An 18,326-nucleotide genomic window follows, 5' to 3' on the forward strand; every position below is an offset into this window, starting at 1 on the left:
TCAATTCTCGCCCGTCCATATATTGATTTGCGCCATGATCTGCGTTGCATCGCCAGCAATGGTCAAGACCTTGTTGCGGTCAGTCTGACCACTCACAATTTCAATCGCCGATTTGGGCCATTTGGCCGTTTTTGCCAGCAATTTAACCAGCGCCTCGTTTGCCTTGCCGTTTTCCGGCACCGTCGTGACGGTTGCCTTCAAGCGGCACTGTCCGTCTGCATCCTGATGCACGCCTCCCACATTATTGCGAGACGCCTTGGGGGTCAGCCGAAGATAAAGCCGGATTCCCCTGCCATCAGGCGTCATTTCGCATGCGGGTTTTGCTATCATCAATCCACGGACATCAACAGAACAAAGGCGGCATTAATACATCATCTTTGCGAAGATTTCAGTAAGCAGGTTCTGCGCAAAACTCAGCAGCAAAATCAGCACAACCGGCGACAGGTCGATACCGCCAAGATTGGGCAATATCGCCCTGATCGGGCGCAAGGCCGGTTCGGTAATGCGATAGAGAAAATCACCGACCATATAAACGAAACGGTTACTGGTATTGATCACGTTAAACGCGACCAGCCAGCTCAGGATCGCCTGAAGAATCAGACACCAGATATAAAGGTGGATTACTGTTTGTATCAGCCACAGGACAGACTGCATTACCGCTCCTTCTTGTTGTCAGGCCCGTGCCGGTGACGGAAACCGATTTCACCGCGAAGGTAATGACAAGGACAGAAAGGCGCAAGCGCGAAGCCACCCAAACACCGGGTTTGGGTCCATTTTTCCGCTATTTCCAATCAAAAATCAGAACAACCGGCCCTGTTTTCGCGCCCAGATCGCAACGGCAACCGGAATGGTCATGGTAATGGCAATCGCCATCACGCTCATCGCCATGCCCATACCGACCGATCCCTGTTCAAACTGCCGCCATATAAACAGCGCCACCGTCTTGGTGCCAATCGGGGCCAACAAAATGGTCGCCACCAGTTCACGGGCTGCCACGGCAAAAACCAGCAACATGGCGGCCAGAATACTGGGGAAAATCAATGGCATCAGAATGCGAAAAAACACCTTTATCCCGCCCGCCCCGGCGACACGGGCCGCATCCTCCAGGCTGACACTGACCTGACGCAGGGCTGCATTGGCATAACGCACGGGATAAGGCAGCAACAAACAGCAATAAGCCAGCACCAGAACCCCGATGGTATTATAGGGGGTTACCGGCAGCCACGGCTGGTTCCACGCGAGAATAAGCCCGACCGCCACCACAACACCGGGGATGGTATTGGGCATCAGGGTCAGGAAATCGAGGATGCGTGACGAAACCGTGCGCTGACGCACAACCACATAGGCCGTCATGGTGCCCAAAATGCCGGTGATAACAGCAGCCCCCAGCCCCAGCGACAGGCTGGTGCCCAAAGCCTCCATCGCGCCACCGGAATTGGCGAAAATTTCGGCAAAATTCTCGGTCGAAAAATTATCCGCCGTCAGCCCACCCGATATGGTGCGCGTCGAGGCCGTAAGAACCACCGATAAAATCGGCATTACCGCGCCCAAAAAGCCAATAATGGCAAAAAACATCACCACCGGAATGCGCCATACGCCCAGTTCGGCGGCGCGGTTGGCCCCGGGCTTGCCCGATACGGTTTGAAAATCGCGGCGCGAGACAATGCGATGCTGCAACACAAAGGCCGCCATCGCAATCAACACCAGAATAACCGACAGCAGCGATGCGCCGGGCAAATCAATCGGATAATCCGACAGGCGCTGTTCAATGCCCGTGACCAGCACCAAAAAGCCGCTACGTGCCGCCAGAGCCGCCGGGGTGCCAAATTCCTCGATCGACATGGCAAAAACCAGAAGCAAACTGGCCGCAATGGCCGGTGTTGTCAAAGGCAGGGTAATGCGCCAAAAGGACCGCATTGGCGGGCAGCCCGCCACACGCGCGGCCTCAAGGTACCGCCCGCCAATCGAGGAAACCATGCGCGAAACGGCAAAATAAACAACCGGAAAAACATTAAGCGTCATGACAAACACAACGCCCCAAAATGAAAAAAGAAACCCGCCAAAATTAAGCCCGGTGATCTGTTCCAGATAACCGCGCGGCTGCAGGGCCATGATCCACCCAAGAGCGGCGATATAAGGCGGAATGGTGAAGGGAACCAGAAACACCACATCCCACAGCCCGGCAAACGGCACCCGAAAAAGCCCGCGCAAAATGCCCAGCGGCACCGCCACCAGGGACGAAACCAGCACCACACTGCCGCCGAGCATCAGGGTATTTAACGTCCAGGCGATCAGGTGTTTGTCAAACAGGGTTTCAACAAAACGGGAAAACGGATTGGCAAAAATGCCCCGTGCAATATCGGGAAAAATCGCCTGCAACACCACAAACAGCAGCGGAAACGCCACCAGAATGGTCAAAACAGGGGCCACGGCGGCAAAAATCATGCCGCCGCTGCCAAATACCCGTGATTTTAAATGAGTCAGGCGCACGTTGGGCCTATTATTCCATGCCAAAGGTCTTGGCGAAGCGATCAAGCACCGCCTTGCGGTCGGTTTTCGGGTCCACTTCCAGGATTTTCAGATCCGCGATCAGCGGGCGATCAGCCTTGACGTCGGAACGGGCGGGCATCAACTGGGTTTTTGCCACCATCGCCTGACCGGCATCGGACAGAACGTAATCGATGAATTTTTTGGCTTCATCCTGATGCGACGAAGTTTTCAAAATCATCATCGGGCGCGGGGCAATCACGGTGCCGCTTTTCGGGAAAATCACCTCGATTGATTCCCCTTTGGCCGCCTGTGACAGGCCAATATAATCCACCGCACCAAATACAACGGCCTTTGCCCCCTGCAACACCGGGTTCAGGGCCTGGGCATTGGCACCCGGCACAATCATTTTATTGGCTGCCAAACCTTCAAACAGTTTCCAGCCCAAATCCGGCTGGGCGGTCAGCGCCGCGACCAGTTCATAGGCCGAACCGGACTGTGCCGGGTCGGGCATCGTGATCAGGTCTTTATATTCCGCCTTGGTCAAATCGGACCAATCGGCCGGTTTTGGCGTACCGCTTTTGGGATTCCAGGCAATGGCAAGGGCGGAAATACCCTGGGCGACATAACCCGGGCCTTTCAGGAAATCGGGCACGGTTTTGGCATTCGCACTGGTGTAATCCAGCAGCATGTCCTTTTTGGCAAAGCTGGTGGCGGTTTTCCAGGATGCCGAAATCACCACATCGGCAACCGGGTTGGCGGATTCCGCTTCAAGGCGGGCCATGACCTTGCCGGTGGTTGCCTGAAACACATTCACATCAATGCCGGTTTCATCCTTGAAACCTGCGGCCAGCTTTTCAATCAATCCCCCCGGACCGGCGGTGTAAACCGTCACACTTTGCGCCATTGCATTTCCCGACAGCGCAAGGCAGGCAAACCCTGCCAGCAGAACCGTTTTCAGGCTTTTCATCGTTTTCATCCCCTATTGAACGTTATGTATGAGACAGTGCCGGTGCCGCATCATGCGGATACCAAAAGGCCCGATCCCACGAGATATCAAGGTCATGTATCGTGCCGTCCCCAAGACGCGTGGCACTGAACATTTCAATCGCAATATTCTGGTCAAAGCGCATTTGCACGGCATAGCCATCGCCACGAAACATGCTGTGAACAACGGTACCGCTAATGGCATTGCCCTTTTGCGCCCCGCCATCGGCCGATGCCGCCCGCAAGGCCGAACGCGGCAAAAACAAATCACCAGAGCGACTGCCATTGATCAGCCCGGCTGGCGGCGACAGGCGATGTTTCCCACCCCGAATGATCAAATCGCCATTTTGCACCTCGGCAGGCAACACCAGCCCCAGCTTGAGGAAATCGACCACCTGTGGTGAAACAGGTTTGCCTACAAGCTGTTCGGGCGCATCAATTTGCAAAATATGACCGCTGTGAAGAATGGCGACACGATCGGCAATGGCAAAGGCCTCGCCATGATCGTGGGTGACGTAAACCGCCGTCATGCCCAGTTTGCGCAACAGGGCGGCAATATCCACCACCAGGCTTTCGCGCAATTCGCGGTCCAGGTTTGATAAGGGTTCGTCAAACAACACCAGGCGCGGGCGCGACACAATGGCGCGCGCCAGGGCAACGCGCTGCTGCTGCCCGCCCGAAAGTGTGCCAGGCTGGCGGTCTGCCACATGGCCCAGACCAACCATGCCAAGGGCTTCGGCAATGCGGGCATCGCGTTCGGCACGGCCAATATTTTGCATTTCCAGGGGAAAACCCACATTCTGTGCCACCGTCATATGCGGCCACAGGGCATAATCCTGAAACACCATGCCAATGGAGCGCCGTTCCGGTGGCACAAATGCCCCGGATGACGCATCGGCCACCAATTGATCGCCAATATGAATGCTGCCCGTTGTCGGCCGCGACAGACCGGCCAGTAACCGCAATAATGTGGTTTTGCCGCAGCCCGACGGACCCAGTAGCGCCACCACCTCGCCCGGTGCAACGGCAAGGTCAATCGCTTCTAGCACGGTATTGCGGCCAAAACGCTGTGACGTACCCGTCACAACAACCGGCGAACCGGTTTGCCCGGCAGAATTTTCAGCGGAAATCATCGAATGAACGGTCTGATGTTGGAAATGAACCGTTCAAGCATTTATCATGCGAAAATTGTTTGAATTTTTAATCTTCAATTGCATTTTGATTACCGTTTTATGGCATCGCCTGCAAAACCGGCACACCAGCGGTGTCACGCGTCACAATTCCCCTCCGACGCGCAATACAGGCCCTTCCCCGCCTGCCAACACATGCTAAGGTGGCACAGCATTCCGTGTTTTATGATAGGCAATTGCCCCATGACCGACCTTAAACGCGCCACCACATCGACCCCCGTATCCACAGCACCGGAAACAAATACCCAGCCAACACGCTGCAAATGGGCGAACACCCATATCGACAAGCCGTTTTATGTTGATTATCATGACAGGGAATGGGGTGTTCCGGTACATGATGACCGGCATTTTTTTGAAATGCTGATCCTGGAAGGCGCACAGGCCGGGTTAAGCTGGCTGACGGTTTTATCCCGGCGGGACCAATACCGTGCGGCTTATGACAATTTCGACGTGGAAAAAGTCGCTTCCTACGACGATGCCAAACAGGCCGCCCTTTTGGCCGATAGCGGCATTATTCGCAATCGCCTGAAAGTCGTCAGCAGTGTGCGCAACGCCCAGATTTTCCTCGATATCGCCGAAGAATTTGGCAGTTTTGATGCCTATATCTGGCGATTTGTCGATGGCAAGCCCGTCATCAATCACTGGAACGCGATAGGGGATGTGCCGGTAACAACAAAGGTGAGCGATGCCCTGTCAAAAGACCTGCATAAACGCGGCATGCGCTTTGTCGGATCAACGATCATTTATTCCTATTTGCAGGCAACCGGCCTGGTGATGGATCACACCACCGACTGTTTCCGCTATCGCGAGCTTGCTGGCAACTAAGATATATCGGGAAGCCTGCTGCTGGCCCGCACCAGCAGGCGGGTTTTAAGTAATACCGGTTCGCTTACATTATCCCCCGCAAGGGCCAGTTCGGCCGCGATACGGCCCTTTTCAACCGAATTTTGCGCAACCGTGCTTAGCGGCGGTGTTGTGCGTGCCCCGCGCGCCACACCATCAATGCCCATCACGCGCACCTGGCCGGGCACATCATGGCCGGTTTTTGCCAGGGCTTCCAACGCGCCAATCGCAATCACGTCAGACATGGCGAGAATACCGTCTATATCAGGGAACTGCGCCATCAGGTCCGTTACCTGGCCGCGGACATGTTCCGACAGGTTTTCGCATTCAACATGCACAATATCGGCAACATCAATACCGGCGTCTTTTAACACGGCATGGTAACCCGCCAGCCTTTCACGCACGACACGGTGGCTCACCGCCCCGCGCCTGCGTGCATCCATCAGGCCAAATTGCCCGTCTTCATCGGCCTGAAGCGATAAAATGGCAAATTTGCGTGCCCCGCATTCCAGCAGGTGACGCGCCGCACTGGCCGCCCCTTCAAAATCATCAAGCACCACCGTGGCCGTTGCCCCGGCAATATCGGTATCAATCCCCACCATCGGCAGGTTACGGCGGCGAATGGCAGCAATGACATCATTATTATCGGAATAGCAATGCACCAGAAACGCATCAACTGCGGCATTGTTGACCGCTGCCACCGCCTGTTCATGATTTTCGGCTGAAATGATCATCATATTCACCGACTGGCGCGCGCATTCACGACCAACGCCGCGCAACAATTCAATCGCCACCGGGTCGCTAAAGGCATATTCAAGATTATCGGGAAACACCACGCCCAGTGCGCCAGCCTTGCCCGTGCGCAACATGCGCGCCATCACATGGGGCCCGCGATAGCCCATTTCGGCGGCGACGGCCAAAATTTTCTCGCGCAATTCATCGCGCACCAGATGCGGCTTGCCAAACGCATTTGATGCCGTCCCCTGGGAAACCCCTGCGGCTCTGGCGACATCCACCAGACGAACCCGATTGCCCATATGCCAAAATTCTCCCGTTTTCTGCCCGTGTACGCTGGCACGATAATACAAGCGATAACATTTTTTTGAGCAGGGTCACGATATTATTGACAGATGCCCCCTGCAACCACCACTATAGCATCATTGAATCGATTCATTTCGATTCCGGGTGACAGATCCTCCCTTCACAATCTGTCACTGCCGCGTCCGTCTGTGTTCGCGGTTTTCCCGGCAATTTCGTATTGCACTTCGATTTCCTGCCGCCCCGATAATTCAGGGGCGGTTTTTTTATCCGGTTTTGGGCTCAGACGGGCCTTTCGGCCACAGTTTTACGAAAAGTCAGGTTAATGCGCGGTTCAACCGGCCTTGCGGTTTTGGGAATTTGATGTTGCCAGTGATGCTGCATGGTCCCACCCATAACCAGCAGGGAGTTGTGGGGCAAATCAATACTGACCCGTTCACCACTTTGGGTATGACGCATATGAAACCGTCTTTCCCCGCCAAAGGACAAACTGGCAATCACCGGGTTTTGCCCCAGAACCTCCTCGTCATCGGCATGCCAGGAAACACTGTCGCGGCCATCGCGGTACAAATTCAGCAACACGGTGTTAAAGCCCTGCCCGGCATGTTCTTCGGCCAGCTTGCGTAAAGGCATCAATATTTTAGGAAAGGGGGCCGCCGGGTGATAAACCCCGCTATAGCGATAGGCCACCTCGCCATACCAGGATGTCAGGCGGGGTACGGCGATATCGCGTCCCATAATATGGGCCGTTTCCTGCTGCCAGTTCAGCGCCATGTGCAACCGCTCAAAAATACGGTCGGCCTCTTCCGCAGGCAGAACATCCCGGTACAGCCGGGTATCACCATCACGGGGCAGCATATTTTGCGGGGGCTGGTCGGCAAACAGGTCGCGCATGGGTCCGTTCTTTCCTCAATGGAATGGATGAATTCCATATCAATGGTTTAGGTGGTTTTGCGACAAATTTGAAGTACCGTACTTGCACAGCCCCCTTAACAGGTGATGCGGGTCATAGGGCACCAGACAAACAAAACTCGGTTACGCATAGACAGGACGAACACTTAACCCCACACGAAAATCGCCCTGCGACTCGTTATATTGCACCGCAATAATCAATCCCTGTTTTATGAACAAATTCGGATCATTTTGTCCATAAATTCAAAATTTATTTTATACAAAAGGACAGATCAACCTAGCCACCACCCCACGTCTTCCCAGCCCATTTGGCAGGTGCTGCAACGGCATTTGTCTTTTCCCGTTGATATCGCCTTAAAAATCCCGCGACATAATTGTGCGAGGACGAAAATTTCCACTTGTAATGCCCTGCAGGCTGGCACGATTCAGAAATATCGCCCCCGCAGGATACCGCATCGCTCATGACTGAACGCTGGCAAAACAACGCCAAGGGGGAATAAGAATGTTTCTGTCGAAACGAAATCAGATTGCCGAAAACCAGGCCGCCCTGTCCCGGGCACAGGCCGAACAGCAGGAAGAAGCCCTGCTTTACAAACATATATTAAACGCCATTCCCAGCCGTTTACTGGCCTGCGACCTTGAGGGCAATGTGCGTTATATGTCGTATGGTTTTGGCGAACTGATCTATTCGGGGCGGGGGGAAAAGGCAGCATCGGCCAAAGGCAAAAACATCAATGACCTGCACCGCGTGCTGGGTCAGGACAAATTCCGCAATCTGGGGCGGTCCCTGAACCGTCTGCCGCTGGAATATCGCATTCGCATTGATGATGACACCATTCTGGTCGCCATTACCGTCATGAAAAATGACGACGGCACCCCCAACGGCTTTGCCCTGTCTGCCGATATTATCACCGACGAAGTTTCCCTTGGCAAAAGCTGCGTTGAATTATCTGGCGAGGTCAGCAATTCTGCCGTTGCCCTCAAAAAGCTCTCTGGCGAATTGACCCAGTCCTCGACCACCGGTGCGGAACTGGCCGGGAATGTGCGTTCGGCGTCCGACACCACCGCCGTCACCGCCCAGCGCGTTGCCTCCGCCTCCGAGGAAATGACACAATCGATCAATGAAATTTCCAGCCAAATTGGCCGGCTGACCGAAATTGCCAATCGTGCGGTCAAGGAAATGGACCACACCGGTTCGGTGATGAACCAACTTAGTGAAGCAGTGGATGAAATTGGCTCGGTGGTGAAAATCATTCAGGATATCGCCAGCCAGACCAACCTTCTTGCGCTAAATGCCACCATCGAGGCGGCCCGTGCGGGGGATGCGGGCAAAGGTTTTGCCGTGGTTGCCAACGAGGTTAAAACCCTGGCAACCCAAACCGCCCGCTCCACCCAGGAAATTACCGATCGCATCAGCGCCATTCGTGACAATACCAGCCGTGTTGTCAACGAACTGGGCGATACCCGCACCGTGATTGAGGAAAACGAGGAAATCGCAGGCAATCTGGGCACTGTTGTCGAACAGCAGCGCGCGGCCTCGCAGGAGATCACCATCAATATTCAACAAGTTGCCAATGGGGTAAAAACCATCTCCAGCGATCTTGGCAAGCTTGATGAACTTGCCGATCAAACATCCGACCAGGCCAGCCGCCTGACCCGTTTTTCAAGCGATCTTTCAGGCCATTCCGAAACACTTTATAACCAGGTTAAGAATTTGCTAAAGAACGCCGACTAAGCTGGTCTCGTCAAACTCGCCCCAAAATGAACCCCGGCCTCATACAGAAGGTCGGGGTTTGTTGTTTTGGCTTGGAAAGCCCGTCGCGCACCTTATTGTCATGCAAATGTCTGTTGCATTTCAACATTTGTGTCCATATTCTTGGACATATGGACACAAATGAAATCATAGATACCTTTACCGCCCTATCGCAGATCACCCGGCTGAAAGCCTTCCGCCTGCTGGTTCGCCATGAACCAGACGGTTTGCCTGCCGGTGAGCTGGCGCGCCTGCTTGACGTCCCCCACAACACGATGTCGGCCCATTTGGGGGTGTTATCGCGCTCAGGGCTGATCACCTCCAAACGGCAAGGGCGCTCCATCATCTATCGCGCCAGTCTGGCACGGATGAATGATGTGGTGGCTTTCATGGTCAATGACTGCTGTGCCGGTCATCCCGAACTGTGCCAGCCCCTGCAACAACCCAGTGCGGCAAAGGCATCATGCAACGTGGAAATTGAAAAATGATCTCAGTGATTTATCACAACCCGGATTGCGGCACGTCGCGCAATACGCTGGAAATCATGCGGCAATCTGGCGAGGAACCGCACATTATTGAATATCTGAAAACGCCGCCAACCCGCGCCAAGCTGTGCGAGCTAATTAAGGCGATGGGAATTGCCCCGCGCGACCTTCTGCGACGCAAAGGCACCCCCTATGACGACCTGGGGCTGGGGGATGAAACCCTGGATGACGATGCCCTGATCGATGCCATGATCGCCCACCCTATCCTGATCAACCGGCCAATTGTTGTCACCGAACGGGGAACAAGGCTCTGTCGCCCGTCCGAACAGGTGCTGGCCCTGCTGCCCCATCCGGTCACGTCTTTTACCAAGGAAGACGGCCAAGTTGTTAATCTTGATCCGGCAGGGTGATCATGACCGCAAAAGATTTTTCCGACCTGCCCAATATTGATGGCGACAGCCTCCAGCCGATTGATTTTACCACACTGGCCGGGCCCGATGCCCCCAAACACGCCCCGCGTATTCTGGTTCTTTATGGGTCGGTACGGGAACGATCCTATTCGCGCCTGTTATCGGAGGAAGCATCCCGCCTGCTGGAATGGTATGGCTGCGAGGTGAGAACCTTTAATCCCTCCGGCCTGCCTTTGCCCGACGATGCCGACGCCGAACATTCCAAGGTCCATGAATTGCGCGGCCTTGCCGAATGGGCCGAAGGCATGGTGTGGGTTACACCCGAACGCCACGGCGCAGTAACGGCGGTGATGAAAGCCCAAATTGACTGGATCCCGCTGTCCTTGGGCGGGGTACGCCCCACCCAGGGCAAAACCCTTGCCATCATGCAGGTTTGTGGCGGCAGCCAGAGTTTCAATGCGGTCAACCAGCTTCGTATTTTGGGCCGCTGGATGCGAATGCTGACCATCCCCAATCAGTCTTCGGTGGCAAAGGCCTTTAACGAATTTGACGAGGCCGGGCGCATGAAACCTTCGCCCTATTACAACCGCGTTGTCGATGTCTGCGAGGAACTGGTGAAATTCACGCTCCTTACCCGCCATCATTCCGCCTATTTGACATCGCGTTATTCCGAACGTGTTGAAACCGCCGAGGAGCTTTCCCGACGGGTCAATCAACCCTCCCTCTAGTCAGGACCTGGCAGATGCTTGCATTGCTGATTTTTGTGGTCACGCTTGTTTTCGTGATCTGGCAACCCCGTGGCCTGGGCATTGGCTGGAGCGCCCTCGCAGGGGCTTGCGTGGCCCTGATGGCCGGTGTGGTAGGCTGGGGCGATGTTGCCATTGTCTGGGACATTGTCTGGGATGCGACCTTTACCTTTGTCGCGCTGATCATTATCTCGCTGGTGCTCGATGATGCCGGTTTCTTTGCGTGGGCCGCCCTGCATATCGCCCGCTGGGGCAAGGGCAGCGGGCGGCGGTTATTTCCGCTGATCATTATTTTGGGCGCCATCATTTCCGCCTTTTTTGCCAATGATGGCGCGGCCCTGCTATTAACGCCCATCATGCTGGCGATTTTACTGCGCCTGAAATTCAGCGAAAAATCCGCCCTGGCCTTTATCATCGCCACCGGCTTTGTTGCCGATTCCACCAGCCTGCCGCTGGTGATTTCCAATCTGGTCAATATCGTCAGCGCCAATTATTTCGGCGTCAGCTTTTCGCGTTATGCCCTGGTGATGGGACCGGTCAATATCGTGTCGCTGCTGGCAACGCTGCTGGTGCTGTGGCTGTATTTCCGCCGCGACATTCCGCGCAACTACCCGCTGGAACGCCTGGAAGAACCCGCCCACGCCATTCGCGACCGGCAGGTTTTTTATGCCGCCTTTCCCATCATTGTGGTGCTGCTGATTGCCCTGTTTGTCACCGCGCATCTGGGCATTCCCATTTGCCTGTTTATGGGGGCCGCTGCCCTGGCGCTGATGGCGATTGCCGGGCGCTGGTTTGGCGGGCGGAAAAACCGGGTCATTTCGCTATCCCACGTTCTTAAAAACGCGCCCTGGCAAATCGTACTGTTTTCCATTGGCATGTATCTGGTGGTCTATGGGTTGGGTCAGGCGTGGCTGACCGCCGATGCGGCCGATTTTCTGGCCATTATCGGCCATCAGGGCATTTATGTTGCCACCATCGGATCCGGCTTTGCCGCCGCCATTCTGGCATCGGTGATGAACAACCTGCCAGCCACGCTTATTGGTGCCCTTGCGGTTGACCATGTCGGCGGTCATGTCTCGCCGGTCATTCAGCAACTGATGATTTATGCCAATGTCATCGGCAATGATCTTGGCCCCAAATTCACCCCGATTGGCAGCCTTGCCACCCTGTTGTGGCTGCATGTGCTGGCGGGCAAAGGCCATAAAATCACCTGGGGGCAATATATGAAGGTCGGCGTCATCATCACCACACCGGTGCTGTTTTTAACCCTGTTGGCCCTTGCGCTTTGGTATCCGCTCCTGCCACCCGCAATCGTGCCGTAAAATAACCGGGCGATGCCATCACAAACGGCATCGCCCGCTTTTTCCAAATGCCGACCTTATCCGGCGGGCTGAATATAAAACGGGTCAAACTCACCCTTTTCCGGCCCGCTATCCCGGTTCATGTTCTCCGCCAGCCGGTCCACTTCCTCCGCATCCAGCCCGACGGCGGAATACAAATTGATGGTTTCCAGCTCCAGGCTGGTTTGCGCATCGGCCAGGTCCTGTTCGGATCGTGTCAAAGTGCGTTGTGCATCCAGCACATCCAAAAAGTTCGACAGGCCCTGGGTATAACGAACGCGCGATTGCTCGAATGCCTGGCGATGATGTGATACCGCCAAAACCAGGCTGTCACGCTGCGACACCGCACCGACATAGCCAAATATCGCCGATTCCACATCGCTGATCGCGGCCAAAAGCGTTTTACGATAGGTATAAAAGGCCTGCCGGGCGCGTTCTTCGGCCACGGTGATATTGGCCTTGCGCACCCCGCCATCATAAATGGTGGCATCAATCACCGCGCTGATCGCGGCAAGGGCGGTACGCACAATTGGCCCGCTACCATAGCCCGTTGCGGCAAGCGACAGGCTGCCATCCAGTTTCAGTTCGGGATAAAGCTCTGCCGTGCGCACGCCAATTTCGGCTGTGGCGGAAATCAGGCCCAGTTCGGCCGCCCGCACATCGGGGCGACGGCGCAGCAAATCGGCGGGCACACCAATGGGCGGGGCACTGTTAAATTCCGGCAGGGGGGCAGACTTGCTTAACAGCTCGCGGTAAGTGCCCGGCTGCGCCCCGGTCAAAATGGCAATGGCATTAATGGACCGGTCAATGCTGGTTTGCAGAACGGGCAAGGTCGCCTCGATATCGGCGACTTCGGCCTGGGCGCGGGAAAAATCCAGGTCCGATGCCAAGCCGGACTGGGCGCGCAAATCCACGATGTCACGGGTCTGGCGTTGCAAATCCAGCGAATTGCGCAGCAAAATCTGGCGTTGCTGGGTGCCGCGCAGGGTAATGTAATTACGGATAATATCGGCAATCACCACGCGATAGACATCCTCGCGCAGATAAACCTGCTGCAACACATCGGCCTCGGCCACCTGGCCCTCGCGGGCCTGCCCGCCCCAGATATCCGGCGTCCATGAAAGGTCAATCCCGGCATTCCCGCCCAGATCATCCTGATAATTGCCATCTTCGCGGGTGGACCATTGCCGCTCCTGCCGCCCGCCCGCCGTTGCGCCAATTTGCGGGCCATTATTGCCAGCAACACCCCTTGCAACGGCCCGCGCCTCGGCAATGCGGCTGGCGGCGATTTTAAGGTCGATATTGCTTTTGAGGCCATCGGCCACAAGCCGGGATAAAACCGGGTCAGTCGTGCTTTCCCACCAGCGCGCCTGATCGGGTTTATGATCGGCAATTTGCGGGATTTGCGGGCTATAAGTTGCCTTCAGATCAAATTTCGGGGCCTGATAATCCGGCCCGGCGGTGACACAGCCTGCCAATACCAGCATCGAAAAGCCCAAAACCGGGCCATGTTTTAACAGGGCATAAAACCGCATCACCCGGCACTCCCTTCAAATTCGTCAGTATCGGGAATGTTTTCAGCCAGGCGTAATTCGTCTTCCAGTTTCTGGCTGCCATCGGCGCGGGCTGACACCAGCGGTGCCAGCAGCAAATATAAAACCGGTGTTAAAAACAGCGTAAAAACCGTGGCAAAGCCCAAGCCGCCAAAAATGACCCAGCCAATGGCCGCCCGGGCCTCGGCCCCGGCACCGGTGCCCAGCACCAGTGGCAACCCGCCCAGCACGGTTGAAATCATCGTCATCATGATCGGGCGTAAACGGATCATCGCCGCATCATGAATGGCATCGCGGACCGATTTGCCCCGGTCACGCAACTGGTCGGCAAATTCCACGACCAAAATCCCGTTTTTCGCCATCAGCCCCACCAGCATGACAAGGCCGATCTGGCTGTAAATATTGATCGAGGTATGGCTGATCACCAGGGCAAAAATCGCCGCCGCCAGGCCAAACGGCACCGTTAAAACCACGACGGACGCCGACATGAAGCTTTCAAACTGGGCGGCCAGCACCAGCAACACCACCAGCACTGCAATCAAAAACGTGATCATCACATCATGGGACGTTTCACCAAGGGCCGCCGCATCGCCCAAAAACAGCAGGCCGGTGCCGGTTGGCACCACCGTTTGTGCGGCCTTTTCAACATCGGACACCGCCTGTTGCAGGGTGTAACCCGGTGCCATATTGGCCGAAATCGTCACGGCACGCTGCTGGCCTTCACGGTCCAGTTCGGAAGCCACCGCCTCTTCATCAAGATGAATGATCGAAGATAGTGGCAAAATGCGCCCGTCCTTGCCCGGCACAAACAGGTTATCCAGGTCCGATGGATCGCGGATCGCCCCGGCGGTGCTGCGCAATTTGATCGGCACTGTCGTATCATCCACCGAAAGGTCGGTCACTTCGTAACCGTCAATCATGGCACGCAGGGTGGTATCAAGGCTGTCAATCGAAATACCCAGATCAAAGGCGCGCTGGCGGTCAATATTCACCAAAAGCTGCGGCTGGGTTGTCTGATAGCCCACACGAACACCGGTAATATTGGGATAATTTGTCTCCAGTTCCTTTTGCAGGGCCTGGGCATTGGCGGCAAGTTTGCGGTAATTGGTGCCGGTTAAGGCAAATTCCAGGCTTTCACCCGAACTGCTGCCGCGCAACCCCAGCGAATTGGGCTGATAGACAAAGGCCTGCACGCCAGGCAGGGCATTTAATTGACCGCGAATGGAGGCGGTGATTTCCTGCTGGCTGCGGCTGCGGTCTTCCCACGGGGCGAGGCTGGCAATCACCAGGGCCCGGTTTCTGTCGCGAAAACCAACAATGGTATAAATATTTTGTGCCTCGCCGCGATTAACGATGGGCCGCAAAATATTTTCCACCGCTTCTACCTGCCGGTCCATATAATCAATGCCAACACCATCCGGCCCGCGCAGCGATACCAGCAACCGGCCCCGGTCCTCGTCAGGCAGCAATTCCTGTTTCACCAGTTTGAATGCGCCTACCGCCAACACTGCCACCAACAGCGACGCCATCACCGTCATCACCGGAAAGCGCAATACAAGTTCCAGCACCGCCTTATAAAGACCGGCAAAAAATGTGCCGGTACGATCGAGAAGATGAAATTTTCCATCACCCTTTTTGGGGGCTTCGGGGTCGATATGTTTCAGGCGCGATGCCAAAAGCGGGCATAAGGTCAGGGCGACAAAGGACGAAATCGCCACCGAGACCGCCAATACAAAGCCAAATTCACGAAACAGCCTACCTGCCGTGCTGGGCAAAAAGGAAATCGGTACAAAAACCGACATCAGCGTTAAGGTGGTGGCAATCACGGCAAAAAACACCTGTCGTGTACCCAATACCGCCGCCGCCAGCGACTTTATCCCCTGATGGCGGCGGCGCTGGATATTTTCCAGCACCACAATCGCGTCATCCACAATCATCCCGGTTGAAAGTACCAACGCCAGCAGGGTCAGGATATTGATCGAAAATCCCAGCAACCAGATGGCCGCCACCGTACCAATCAGGGCAATGGGGATGGTCACGGTGGGAATAAGCGTCGCGCTAAGGGATCGTAAAAACAGATACAGCACGCCAACAACAATAATCACCGCCAGCACCAGGCTGCGCACAACCTCCCACAAGGCACCTTCAATAAACACGGCGTCGTCGGAATTGACCATCACCTGCACACCATCAAGCTGTTTATTCAGCTTTTCAGCGGTGGCATGAACCCCCTTGGAAATCGAGATCGTGTTGGACTGCGCCTGGCGGACAATGCCAAGGCCAATCACCGCACGGCCATTCAGGCGCACATAGGATGTGGCATCGTCCGGGCCATAATAAATATCGGCCAAATCGCCCAGCCGCACGCCATCGCGGACAAAAATCGCCTTCACATCGGCCGGTTTCCACACCGACGCATCGGCACGCACAAACAGGTTCTGGTCGCTGGAATCAAAGCTGCCTGCCGGAATGTCGAATTTCGCGGTTTTCAGGACATCGGCAATATCGTCAATCGACAGGCCATAGCTGGCAATGCGCAACGGGTCCACCCGCACATGCAGCACCTTTTCCCGGTCGCCATATTCATTGACCTCGGCCACACCGGGGACGGACAAAAAGGCGGGAATAATCTGATCTTCCACCACATTTGCCAGTTCGTCTTCGGTCAAACGGTTGCTGACCACGCCCAGCCGCAAAATCGGGCTGGCATCCGAATCCGCCTTGACCACGCGAATATTGTCTACCTCGTCGGGCAGGCTGCGCTGGGCACGGCTGACCGCTTCGCGAATATCATTGGCCGCATCGTTGATTTCCACATCGGGCGAAAATTCAATGCGAACCCGCGAACTCCCTTCTTCACTGCTGGAGCTGATGTCCTCCACCCCGCTCACGCGCGATGCCGCCCCTTCGATAACACTGGTAACTTCGGTATCCACCGTTTCGGGCGAGGCGCCGGTATAAGTCGCCGAAATGGTAACGACAGGCCGGTCCACATCGGGCAGTTCGCGAATTTCCACCCCCATCATCGCCGCCAGACCGGCCAGAATGATCAACAGGGAAATCACGACAATCAGAATCGGGCGGCGTACGCTTAATGACGCAATATCGTTATGTTGCGACATCTCACGAACCTCCGTCCGTCGATCCGCTGCGTTGCGCGATACCCTGGTCCTCGCTCCGGATGGTGGCGGCCACCTCGCGCCCCGGGCGCAGGCGCTGCACGCCTTCCACCACAATCAGGTCGTCCGCCTTGATCGGGCCATCGAGCAGGATGCGCCCCGTCGTGCGCTTCACAACACGCACGGGCACACGGCTGACCTTGTTATCCTCAATCCGCCAAACGTAGGTGCCCTTGTCACCCCACAGCACCGAAATTTCCGGTACCGCCGGGTAAGACTGCCCGGCAATATCGATATAAACCGCAAAGGACATGCCCGCACGCAAACGCCCATCGGGGTTGGGAATACGCGCACGCACGGCGAATGTGCGACTTTGCGGGTCTACCCGGCTGCCAATAACGTCGACAACACCTTCAAATTTCTCGCCCGGGAGGCTCCAGGTTGTCACCCGTACGGACTGCCCCGGTTTCACGTCACGAAACCGGGTTTCGGAAACCTCAAAATCCACCAGCACGCTGTCGATATTATCCAGCGTCGCAATAGCCGTGGTTTTTTCAATCCGGTCGCCCGGTTCAACGGCAGGAATACCCATCATGCCATCAAACGGAGCCAAAATGGTGCGGTCATCCAGGTCCACCGCCGCCTGATCCAGGCGAATGCGCGCTTCGGCCAGGGCAGTGCGGGCTTCGTCCACTTCGCTGTCCGATACCGCACCACGCGGGCGGGCCTTTTCATAACGGTCCAAAAGCTGTTTGGCATCGCGCACCTGCACGGCGGCCAGGTCGCGTGCCAGTTTTTCGCGCGCGGAATCCAAAATCAGCAAAACCTGCCCGGTTTTCACCTCGTCCCCGGCGTGAAAAAGCACATCCTTAACCTCGCCCGCCACCGGCGGAAAAAGCGTCACCCCAATGGCAGAGCGCCCTGTTCCGACAGCCTCAACCACGGTATCATTGGGGGTTAAAACGGCGCGTTCGGCAATCACCGGCAAGGGCGGGGCGGCAGGCACCGCCCCCTTGCCCCCATTTTTTGCCCCCGAAGCGGCACCATCATTTTGCACAATGATCGGCCCGTCAGCCGACAGGAACGGCAATTTCCCGGCACGATAGGCCAAAAGTCCGCCAATAAGGACAATCGCCACCACACAAATTACACCCAGCCTTACCATTCGTGACATTGACTGTCCCGTCCCCTGAAATCCACATGCGCCCATAGACAGACATTAAGTCACCCAAAGCCGTCATCCGGCTTTGAACCCACTTTGGCATCTACACTGCCACCAGCCCGTCATTTCTACGAGGGTAAAATTGTACGTCATTGTATCAAAACGTACGTACCATACTGAAAACCGGATTTATCCGCGAAAGAACCGCCATAACGGGCCTTGTTGTCGGCCCGGCACATCGCAAACTTTTTAATCCGTTACAAAAAACCGGGCAACGCAAAGCGTTACCCGGCACAATCTG

At 55.8% G+C, this 18,326-nt stretch carries 16 protein-coding genes; 6 read left to right on the forward strand and 10 right to left on the reverse strand.

All coding sequences use genetic code 11. From position 1 onward, the window contains the following. The 5 genes from TH25_RS19520 to TH25_RS19540 all read right to left on the reverse strand — a co-directional run bounded on the left by TH25_RS19520 (window position 1) and on the right by TH25_RS19540 (window position 4,607). The gene (locus tag TH25_RS19520; protein WP_114089974.1) at window positions 1-330 is read right to left on the reverse strand and encodes a DUF167 domain-containing protein; all 330 of its coding nucleotides are present in this window, start codon (window positions 328-330) and stop codon (window positions 1-3) included. Between the two features lie 33 nt (window positions 331-363). After that, window positions 364-654, reverse strand: coding sequence for a YggT family protein (locus TH25_RS19525; protein ID WP_114089975.1), 291 nt, complete (start codon window positions 652-654; stop codon window positions 364-366). 144 nt (window positions 655-798) lie between these two features. Beyond that, window positions 799-2,445: an ABC transporter permease gene (locus TH25_RS19530; protein WP_114090016.1), complete on the reverse strand. Its 1,647-nt coding sequence runs from the start codon at window positions 2,443-2,445 to the stop codon at window positions 799-801. A 55-nt stretch (window positions 2,446-2,500) separates the two neighbouring features. Beyond that, entirely contained in the window at window positions 2,501-3,457 is a 957-nt protein-coding gene (locus TH25_RS19535) for an ABC transporter substrate-binding protein (protein WP_114090017.1), read from the reverse strand. 22 nt (window positions 3,458-3,479) lie between these two features. Then, window positions 3,480-4,607, reverse strand: a complete 1,128-nt coding sequence (locus TH25_RS19540) for an ABC transporter ATP-binding protein (RefSeq protein WP_114089976.1) — start codon at window positions 4,605-4,607, stop codon at window positions 3,480-3,482. A gap of 240 nt (window positions 4,608-4,847) precedes the next feature. Here TH25_RS19540 and TH25_RS19545 point away from each other — a divergent pair, with 240 nt between their 5' ends. Continuing rightward, window positions 4,848-5,489: a DNA-3-methyladenine glycosylase I gene (locus TH25_RS19545; protein WP_114089977.1), complete on the forward strand. Its 642-nt coding sequence runs from the start codon at window positions 4,848-4,850 to the stop codon at window positions 5,487-5,489. On the opposite strand, the gene TH25_RS19550 is transcribed toward TH25_RS19545, so the two are convergent. Continuing rightward, the gene (locus tag TH25_RS19550) at window positions 5,486-6,544 is read right to left on the reverse strand and encodes a LacI family DNA-binding transcriptional regulator (protein WP_114089978.1); all 1,059 of its coding nucleotides are present in this window, start codon (window positions 6,542-6,544) and stop codon (window positions 5,486-5,488) included. The two genes, TH25_RS19545 and TH25_RS19550, sit on opposite strands and share 4 nt — an antisense overlap. Before the next feature lie 283 nt (window positions 6,545-6,827). After that, window positions 6,828-7,439: an alpha-ketoglutarate-dependent dioxygenase AlkB family protein gene (locus tag TH25_RS19555; protein ID WP_114089979.1), complete on the reverse strand. Its 612-nt coding sequence runs from the start codon at window positions 7,437-7,439 to the stop codon at window positions 6,828-6,830. Window positions 7,440-7,959: 520 nt separating this feature from the next. Here TH25_RS19555 and TH25_RS25650 point away from each other — a divergent pair. The 5 genes from TH25_RS25650 to TH25_RS19580 all read left to right on the forward strand — a co-directional run bounded on the left by TH25_RS25650 (window position 7,960) and on the right by TH25_RS19580 (window position 12,173). Continuing rightward, window positions 7,960-9,192, forward strand: coding sequence for a methyl-accepting chemotaxis protein (locus TH25_RS25650; protein ID WP_114089980.1), 1,233 nt, complete (start codon window positions 7,960-7,962; stop codon window positions 9,190-9,192). A gap of 149 nt (window positions 9,193-9,341) precedes the next feature. Then, on the forward strand, window positions 9,342-9,698 hold the full coding sequence (locus TH25_RS19565) for an ArsR/SmtB family transcription factor (protein WP_114090018.1): 357 nt from the start codon (window positions 9,342-9,344) through the stop codon (window positions 9,696-9,698). Next, a complete protein-coding gene (gene arsC, locus TH25_RS19570; protein WP_114089981.1) occupies window positions 9,695-10,105 on the forward strand; it encodes an arsenate reductase (glutaredoxin) in 411 nt (136 codons plus the stop codon). The genes TH25_RS19565 and arsC overlap by 4 nt, the downstream gene beginning before the upstream one ends. Window positions 10,106-10,107: 2 nt before the next feature. Beyond that, window positions 10,108-10,833 (forward strand): arsenical resistance protein ArsH, encoded by a 726-nt coding sequence (gene arsH, locus TH25_RS19575; protein ID WP_114089982.1) that lies wholly within the window; start codon window positions 10,108-10,110, stop codon window positions 10,831-10,833. A gap of 14 nt (window positions 10,834-10,847) precedes the next feature. Next, window positions 10,848-12,173, forward strand: coding sequence for an arsenic transporter (locus TH25_RS19580; RefSeq protein ID WP_114089983.1), 1,326 nt, complete (start codon window positions 10,848-10,850; stop codon window positions 12,171-12,173). Window positions 12,174-12,229: 56 nt separating this feature from the next. Here the strand turns inward: TH25_RS19580 and TH25_RS19585 are convergent, their stop codons facing one another. Genes TH25_RS19585 through TH25_RS19595 form a run of 3 tightly spaced genes read right to left on the reverse strand, consistent with a single transcriptional unit; the run spans window position 12,230 to window position 18,037 of the window. Beyond that, entirely contained in the window at window positions 12,230-13,726 is a 1,497-nt protein-coding gene (locus TH25_RS19585; RefSeq protein ID WP_114089984.1) for an efflux transporter outer membrane subunit, read from the reverse strand. Further along, complete coding sequence (locus TH25_RS19590) at window positions 13,726-16,866, reverse strand: efflux RND transporter permease subunit (protein WP_114089985.1); 3,141 nt, start codon at window positions 16,864-16,866, stop codon at window positions 13,726-13,728. Before TH25_RS19590 ends, TH25_RS19585 begins: the two co-directional genes overlap by 1 nt. Before the next feature lies 1 nt (window position 16,867). Continuing rightward, complete coding sequence (locus tag TH25_RS19595; RefSeq protein ID WP_258549232.1) at window positions 16,868-18,037, reverse strand: efflux RND transporter periplasmic adaptor subunit; 1,170 nt, start codon at window positions 18,035-18,037, stop codon at window positions 16,868-16,870. Window positions 18,038-18,326 lie beyond the last annotated feature (289 nt).

It is taken from the genome of Thalassospira profundimaris (genome assembly GCF_003326755.1).
In the GTDB taxonomy this organism is placed as follows: Bacteria; Pseudomonadota; Alphaproteobacteria; order Rhodospirillales; family Thalassospiraceae; genus Thalassospira; species Thalassospira profundimaris_B.